Origin of the sequence: Streptosporangium sp. H16, from assembly GCF_051918855.1 — a bacterium.
GTDB lineage: Bacteria > Actinomycetota > Actinomycetes > Streptosporangiales > Streptosporangiaceae > Streptosporangium.
Window position 1 is genome coordinate 1 of the sequence record NZ_JBPXMD010000118.1, and the last position, 975, is coordinate 975.

Annotated in this window: 1 protein-coding gene; it reads left to right on the forward strand. The window is 70.2% G+C overall.

The window, feature by feature from the left end; all coding sequences use genetic code 11:
- Positions 1-9: 9 nt before the first annotated feature.
- A partial coding sequence (locus ACTOQ2_RS43930) for an acyltransferase domain-containing protein (RefSeq protein WP_440107980.1) occupies positions 10-975 on the forward strand: 966 nt, incomplete at its 3' end.

Consider the following 975-nt stretch of genomic DNA (forward strand, 5'->3'; position numbering starts at 1 on the left):
GCGGGCCTGGTGAGTGCCCGCACTCGACGGCTGCGGGTCTCGCACGCTTTCCACTCACCGCTGATGGAGCCGATGCTCGCGGAGTTCGAGCAGATCGTCTCCGGGTTGGCTTTCAGTGAGCCGACCATCCCGGTCGTTTCCAACGTGACGGGCCGGCCCGCTGAGCCGGGGCTGTTGACCGACCCGGGGTACTGGGTGCGGCATGTGCGCGAGGCGGTGCGCTTCGCCGACGGGGTGGCCGCCTGCCAGGCGGGTGTGTTCGTGGAGATCGGGCCGGACACCACCCTGACCGCGCTGGCCCAGCAGAGCGTGCAGGACGGCGCCTTCGTCGCGACCGCTCGCAAGGACCGGGACGAGGTCCGGGCGCTGATCGAGGCGCTGGGTCGGCTGCACGCTCACAGTGTGGGAGTCGACTGGAGGGCGATCCTCACCCCGAGAGCGCAGGTTGATCTGCCGACGTATGCGTTCCAGCGGGAGCGGTTCTGGATTCCGGTGCGTGGTGGGGTCGGGGAGATGAGTGCCGCTGGTCTGGGCGCGGTCGATCATCCGTTGTTGAGTGCGGTGACGGAGGTTGCCGGGGGTGGGTCGGTGGTCTTCAGTGGCCGCTTGTCTCCTGCGGTACAGCCGTGGCTGGCTGATCATGCGGTGAACGGGACGGTGTTGGTGCCGGGGACCGGTTTGCTGGAGCTGGTGTTGCGGGCCGGGGGTGAGGTGGGCTGGCCGCTGGTGCGGGAGCTGACGTTGCAGGCTCCGCTGGTGCTGCCCGTCGAGGGTGGGGTGCAGGTCCAGGTCGTCGTCGGCGCGGAAGAGGAGTCGGGCGGTAGGGCGGTCTCGATCCACTCGCGTCCGGAAAACGACGCCACGGCTCCGTGGACGGGGCATGCCGAGGGTCTGCTGGGTGCGGAGCCGCTGCCGGTGGCGGGGTTCGAGCTGGTGCAGTGGCCGCCGGTGGATGCGGTGGCGGTGGAGGTGGGC